The organism is Pseudovibrio sp. POLY-S9, assembly GCF_001431305.1.
In the GTDB taxonomy this organism is placed as follows: Bacteria; Pseudomonadota; Alphaproteobacteria; order Rhizobiales; family Stappiaceae; genus Pseudovibrio.
In genome coordinates this window covers 124,611-131,372 of sequence record NZ_LCWX01000260.1, presented here as the reverse complement: position 1 = coordinate 131,372, position 6,762 = coordinate 124,611, and the positions used below count along the sequence as shown (strand labels likewise).

Genomic DNA, 6,762 nt, shown 5'->3' with positions numbered 1-6,762 from the left:
GGGCAATATCGATCCGGCGCGGCACCCAGACATCCTGCTTTTGGGAGATATAATCCAAGAAACGGGCAAGAGCTGCTGTTCTGCCAGGGCGTCCGGCAAGGCGGCAGTGCAAGCCGATGGACATCATTTTGGCCGCTCCGTCTTCCCCTTCCGCGTAAAGCGTGTCGAAGCTATCTTTCAGGTAGGTAAAGAATTGGTCACCGCTGTTAAAGCCCTGCGGTGTTGCAAACCGCATATCATTGGCATCCAGCGTGTAAGGGATGATCAAGTGCGGGCCGTTTGGACCTTCAACCCAATAAGGCAGGTCGTCTGCATAGCTGTCTGAGCTGTAAAGGAAGCCACCTTCTTCCATTACCAATGGCAGAGTGTTTACGGAGCTTCTGCCTGTGTACCACCCGTAAGGACGCTCTCCAGTCGTCTCTATATGACTCTTGATCGCCTGCTGGAGGTGCCAGCGCTCTTCATCGGCAGAGAAATCTTTGTACTCGATCCACTTGAGGCCGTGAGATGCAATTTCCCAGTTAGCCTCTTTCATGGCCTCAACCACTTCAGGATTTCGCTCCAGTGCCGTGGCAACGCCATAACAAGTCACCGGATGTCCATGTTTGCGGAACAAACGCCACAGACGCCAGAAGCCAGCACGCGAGCCGTACTCATACATTGACTCCATATTCATGTGTCGTTGGTTAAGCCAGGTTTGGGCGCCAACAATCTCAGAAAGGAAAGCTTCAGACCCAGCATCTCCATGAAGGATGTTGTTCTCGCCGCCTTCTTCGTAATTGATGACAAACTGAACCGCGATTTTCGCATTGCCTGGCCAGTTAGGGTTCGGCGTGTTCCGGCCATACCCAATCATGTCGCGTGCATAATCCATCATGAAATACCTTTTTGAAGTTTGTTGGAAACACTTCACCTCAAAACAGCAAGACAAGACAAGTAGGTTTGTGCAGAATTCCAATGCACAACTCCTCCTGAACTCACAAAAAATGGCTCAACTTGTGATGGCGGACACATTCTTTTGTAGAAATCTTATTAAATTTGAAGGGTAACCATTGAAATTTTGAGCACGAGAACAATCTGAACCCTATGTAGCGCGACCGGGACATCCTGTTACATTTCTACATTTGACAGTGATTATAGCTTTCAGTAAAAAGTTTCACATATATCTAGTCGATATATATCGAACGTGACCAGACTTTAGCTCTAATCGATTTTAAGTCTTTTAAGTTCAGTAAGTTATTCGACCTCACACCTATATGAGGTCTCTTTTAACACTCAGTGCGATGTGGTGGGGAATGAGCACACGTAAATTTTGTCTTGCCATATTATCCAGCGGGGATGCTACTGGATATGAAATTCGCAAGACTGCGCAAGAAGGGCATTTCAGTCATTTCATTGAAGCCAGTTACGGGTCAATTTATCCGTCGCTTGCCAAGATGGAACAGGACGGTCTTGTGACGTGGCGCGAAGAAATTTCGCCAGGCAAACCTTCTCGGAAAATCTATTCTATTACGCAGGCAGGTCGTGACGCTTTTGTACAAGAGCTGTCTGAGACCCCTGTCGAAGATTTGTTCAGATCCCCGTTTCTTCTGCTTGCACTTTATAGCCGCTGGGTTGGTGGCGAGTTTATTTCCAAGGAGATTGACCGCCGCATTGAGCATCTGGAGCTCAAAATCGGGGGCATGACCCACGAACTTGAGATTTGTGAGGATCCGGCAAGCGCGTGGACACTGGAATACGGCATTACCACACTGAGTGCTTCCCTTAATTACATGAAAATGAACCGAAGCAAGCTTGAGCGTATCGCCAGCGAGCGTGTCTCCCACGCTCAAACAGCTGAATAATCGCCTAGAACCGGCGGAGAGAAAAATGGCAATTCGATTTTCACATGTTCTGGCTTTGGGGCTTACAGCCGGAATCGGCATCTGGATGGTGACCGGCACAACTGTGGTTATGGGTCAGGGTACCGGCGAAGGTTCGACTCCACCACCAGCAGAAAGAGTGAAAGCTCTCGGCTCTGTTCCCTTTGCCGTAAAAGTGCAGACCCTTGAAGCAACAGTACGAACTCCATTTTTGGAAATGCGCGGACGAACGCAGGCTGATACGCGCGTTGAAGTGCATTCGGAAACTGCTGGTGTGGTGCGTACACGCCCTGCAACGGAAGGCATGTTCGTTCGTAAAGGTGATTTGCTCTGTTCTCTTGATCGCGGCGCACGTGAAGCACGCGTTCTTCAAGCCAATGCAGCGCTGGCTCAGGCCAATATTGATTTTGAAGCTGCCAGCAAGCTGAACAACAGAGGCTTTTCTGCTGCGAACCGTGTGATCGCGCTTAAAGCGACAAGCGACGCGGCCAAAGCCCAGTTGCAGGAAGCTGAACTTGAGCTGGAACGTACAGCAATCCGCGCCCCTATTGATGGGATCATCGAGACACCACTGACAGAAGTGGGCGCAATGCTGGGTGTTGGCAAAGTTTGCGCGACAATCATGGCACCGGACCCAATGCTTGCAATCGGCGCTGTTTCAGAATCCAACATTCAGGCTGTAAAGATTGGCCAGACCGCTGTTGTAAATCTGGTGACTGGTCAAACCGTTGAAGGCAAAGTGAGCCACATTGCGAGCTCCGCCAATCCGGACACACGTACTTTCCACGTGGAAGTTGAACTGCCGAACTCTGATTTTGATTTGAAGGACGGTGTTACGACCAGCACTCAGCTGCAACTTGCCAATGAGAAAGCACACTTTGTATCACCGGGCATTTTGACCCTTGCTGACAATGGGGATATTGGCCTGCGCGGCGTTGGTGCAGACAACAAGGTCATTTTCTATCCTGTTGAAATGATCGGCGGAGACACAAAGGGTGTCTGGCTCAAGGGCCTGCCAGAAAAAGTGACCGTTATTACTGTTGGTCAGGACTTCGTTAAAGAAGGCCGCGTTGTTCATCCCGTTTTTGAAACCGCGGAGGTTTCACAATGATATCCATGCTGGAAGGGGTGCTCCAACGCCCCAAAACAGTTTTTGTGATGATGCTCTTCATGGTGATCGCAGGCATTATGTCCTACATCGCGATTCCCAAAGAAGCTGCGCCTGATATTGATGTTCCTTTCTTTTATGTTTCTGTCAGCCAGTCCGGTATTTCTCCAGAAGACGGAACCCGCCTGATCGGTCAACCGATGGAGACTGAACTCCGCGGTCTTGAAGGTTTGAAGGAGATCACAACGATCGCCGCCGAAGGGCATGTGGGCATTTTGTTGGAGTTCGACATTAATGTCGACAAAGACAAAGCGCTGACGGATGTTCGTGAAAAGGTTGACACGGCGAAGACCAAGATCCCTGAGGACGCCAAAGAACCGACCGTCAGCACTCACAATATGGCGCTTCAGCCGACCATGACCATCGCCCTTTCCGGTGATGTTCCTGCCCGCACGCTTTACCGTCTTGCAGACCGCTTGAAAGACGAGATCGAGTCCATTGCGTCGGTGAAAGAAGTGGAGTTGACTGGCCAGCGTGATGAGTTGCTGGAAGTGATCATTGATACGCTTAAGATGGAAAGCTACTCCATCAGTCAGAGCGAGCTAATCAATGCACTTCGGCTGAACAACCAGCTGATTGCAGCAGGCTTTATTGATGGAGGTGCTGGCCGCTTCAACATCAAAGTGCCAGGTCTGATCCTTGATGCAGATGATGTGTATTCCTTACCGGTGAAACAAGCTGGTGAAGGTGTCGTGACACTTGGTGATATCGCTACGATCAAACGTACCTTCAAAGATCCAAGTACCTTTACACTTGTAAATGGTCAGCCTGCTGTTTCTCTGGATGTGATCAAACGCATTGGCGAGAACATTATCGAGAACAATGCTGCTGTTCGCACTGTTGTTGAAGACGTTACTGCAGAGCTGCCAAGTACAGTATCTGTGAGCTATATGCTCGATGTATCAGACAACATTTTTCAGACCCTAAACTCTCTTGAATCTTCCATCATGACAGCAATTTTCCTCGTGATGGTTGTTGTTATTGCTGCTCTTGGTTTGCGGTCTGCCATCTTGGTTGGCTTGGCTATTCCAACAAGCTTCATGTTGGGTTTCCTGACACTCACGACCATCGGTATGACCGTGAACACCATGGTGATGTTCGGCCTGGTGCTGACTGTTGGTATGCTGGTTGACGGCGCGATTGTGATGGTGGAGTACGCAGACCGTAAGGCAGCTGAAGGTATGCCTCCACGGGATGCTTACATCCGTGCTGCCAAGCTGATGTTCTGGCCGATTGTTTCATCAACTGCAACAACGCTGGCGGCTTTTCTACCAATGTTGCTGTGGCCAGGTGTACCGGGCGAGTTCATGAGCTACCTGCCAATCATGGTGATCATCGTTCTGTCTGGCTCTTTGCTGACGGCCATGGTGTTCCTGCCCGTGACAGGTGGTATTTTGGCCGCTGTCTTTGCGTTTATGAGCAAGTATGGCGAGCATCTTCTGGCTCTTATCGTTGCTGTAGGACTGGCTGCTGTCGTCTCCAGCCTGACACCAATCGTTGCGGTCCTTGGTCCTGCATCAAAACTGCTTGGGGCCGCTATCATCATCATGGCTTATCTGCCGTTGATGAAGATGTTCAAACCAATCCTCAACTATTCTCGTGCGCGTGCTGAGCGCCGTAAAACGGAAGAGTTGGCAGCCGCAAAAGTGCTCTCCGGGCATGGTCCGTTTGACACGTCAAAGCTGCGCGGTATTACGCGTGCCTATATTGCCGTACTGGAGTTTCTGGTTCGCAAATGGTGGGCCGGTATGCTGGCGATCGTTGCCATGCTGGTTCTTTGTGGCAGTATCTTAATGACCTTTATGAGCAACAATGCCGGCACAGAGTTCTTCGTGGATGAAGAGCCTGAGCAGGGTAAGTTCTATGTGACCGCTCGCGGTAACATGTCCGCTCTTGAGGCCCTTGAACTGGTTCGGGACGTTGACAGCATCATTCTGGCTGAGCCGGGTATTGAAAATGTCGTAACCCGCGCCTTCCCTGTTGGTGTGCGTGGTGGCGGCGGTAACAACGCTCCTGCGGATCTGATTGGCTCTATCGACATTGAGTTTGCTGACTTCTGTTGCCGCCCGTCGGCAAAGGAAATCTTTAACAGCGTTCGTGAGAAAACCTCTCTGCTTCCGGGTATCAAGGTTGAGTCCCGGCAGGTTGAGGGCGGCCCTCCAACTGGTAAAGACATCCAGTTGCAGATCAACTCAAACAACTATGAAGCAGCTGTTGCGACCGCAGACCGCGTTCGCAATCACATCGACACTGTTGATGGCTTGCGTGATCAGGAAGACAGCCGTCCGTTGCCAGGCATTGACTGGGAACTGACCATCAATCGCGAAAAAGCGGCTCGTTATAAGGCTGATATCGCAGCTGTAGGCGCTATGGTTCAGCTTGTAACCAACGGTGTACTGATTGGTGACTATCGCCCGTCTGACTCAGAGGATGAAGTGGACATTCGTGTGCGTCTTCCTCAGAACGAGCGGACTTTGGACAAGTTTGATGAGCTGCGTCTTCGTACTCAGCTGGGTCAGATTCCCCTCTCCAACTTTATGGAGCGGACACCGAAGCAGAAGGTTTCCAGCATTACACGCCGCAATGGCATGTTCTCTCTGGACGTTAAAGCTGGCGTTGATAAAGACCGCTTCCTCGTGACCGAGAAAGAGGCAGAGATTCAGGAATGGATCGATGCTCAGCAATGGCCGGACGGTGTGTTCATCAAGTTCCGCGGGGCGAATGAAGAGCAAGCCAAATCTCAGGCCTTCCTGATGAAGGCAATGATTGGTGCGCTGTTCCTGATGTTCATCATTCTACTGACCCAGTACAACAGCTTCTACCAGAGCTTCCTGACGCTCTCGACTGTGGTTATGAGTGCGTTTGGTGTGCTGCTTGGCATGTTGGTGACGGGGCAGAAGTTCTCAATCATCATGACCGGTACGGGTATTGTAGCGCTGGCAGGTATCGTGGTGAACAACGCGATCGTTCTTATTGATACCTACAATCGTTTCCGTGAAGATGGGCAGAGCCCGGTAGATGCAGCCCTGCGTACAAGCGCTCAGCGTGTCCGTCCGGTGATGCTGACCACAATCACCACGATTGCGGGCCTCATTCCAATGGCAACGCAGATCAGCTTTGACTTTGCCAATCAGGTCACGACCTTTGGCAGCGTCACTGCAAGTTGGTGGGTGCAGCTCTCAACCGCGGTGATCTCCGGTCTGGCGTTTTCAACCATGTTGACGCTGGTTGTGATCCCGATTGCTCTGGTGATGCCGATGCATCTTGCGAATGGTTATGGGCGGGTTGCAAACAGACGTAAAGGCCAGATGTCTGCAGATCAGTATGCGCTTGCAAATGGCAATCAGGATCCGAGAGAGCCAACCTTTGGTGATGAGGCTTCTGAAGAGGTCAAGCGGGTTCCTGAAGCCGCTGAGTGAGGCTTTGACTATAACAAACGCGAAAGAGGCTGCTTCGGCAGCCTTTTTTATTGCCTGCTATAAGAGCGAACAATGCGCTTGTGTCCCTCAGTCCAGTCTTCGCGTTCTTCGCACCTAAGCCAGCTTCCTCTTCCCCACTCGCAGAGCTCACAAAAAAGGCCGCGGAATAATCCGCGGCCTTTTAAAATCAGATAGCAGAGCACAGCTACTCGCTGCTTTTTTCCTTGTCCTGCTTGGGATCAAGGACGCCAGCTTTCGCAATGTCTTCGAGGCTGACTTTCAAAGACGTCTTGTCTTCAGAAACGCTTTCCTC

General features: G+C 50.9%; 4 protein-coding genes. 3 read left to right on the top strand and 1 reads right to left on the bottom strand.

The features are described 5' to 3' along the window. Positions 1-874 (bottom strand): allantoinase PuuE (gene puuE / locus PPL9_RS29605; RefSeq protein ID WP_208989723.1); only part of this gene is annotated, 874 nt, incomplete at its 3' end. A gap of 421 nt (positions 875-1,295) precedes the next feature. On the opposite strand from puuE, the gene PPL9_RS29600 reads away from it, so the two are divergent. Genes PPL9_RS29600 through PPL9_RS29590 form a run of 3 tightly spaced genes read left to right on the top strand, consistent with a single transcriptional unit; the run spans position 1,296 to position 6,449 of the window. Continuing rightward, positions 1,296-1,844 carry a PadR family transcriptional regulator gene (locus PPL9_RS29600; protein WP_057466064.1) on the top strand — a complete coding sequence of 183 codons (549 nt, stop codon included), beginning with the start codon at positions 1,296-1,298 and terminating at the stop codon, positions 1,842-1,844. A gap of 25 nt (positions 1,845-1,869) precedes the next feature. After that, positions 1,870-2,973: an efflux RND transporter periplasmic adaptor subunit gene (locus tag PPL9_RS29595; RefSeq protein WP_057466063.1), complete on the top strand. Its 1,104-nt coding sequence runs from the start codon at positions 1,870-1,872 to the stop codon at positions 2,971-2,973. Beyond that, positions 2,970-6,449 (top strand): efflux RND transporter permease subunit, encoded by a 3,480-nt coding sequence (locus PPL9_RS29590; protein ID WP_057466062.1) that lies wholly within the window; start codon positions 2,970-2,972, stop codon positions 6,447-6,449. Before PPL9_RS29595 ends, PPL9_RS29590 begins: the two co-directional genes overlap by 4 nt. The last annotated feature ends 313 nt before the right edge of the window (positions 6,450-6,762 follow it).

Bases quoted from the DNA above. Each gene is read 5' to 3' on its own strand.
- PPL9_RS29600 (WP_057466064.1), top strand. From the start codon at position 1,296: ATGAGCACACGTAAATTTTGTCTTGCCATATTATCCAGCGGGGATGCT.
- PPL9_RS29595 (WP_057466063.1), top strand. From the start codon at position 1,870: ATGGCAATTCGATTTTCACATGTTCTGGCTTTGGGGCTTACAGCCGGA.
- PPL9_RS29590 (WP_057466062.1), top strand. From the start codon at position 2,970: ATGATATCCATGCTGGAAGGGGTGCTCCAACGCCCCAAAACAGTTTTT.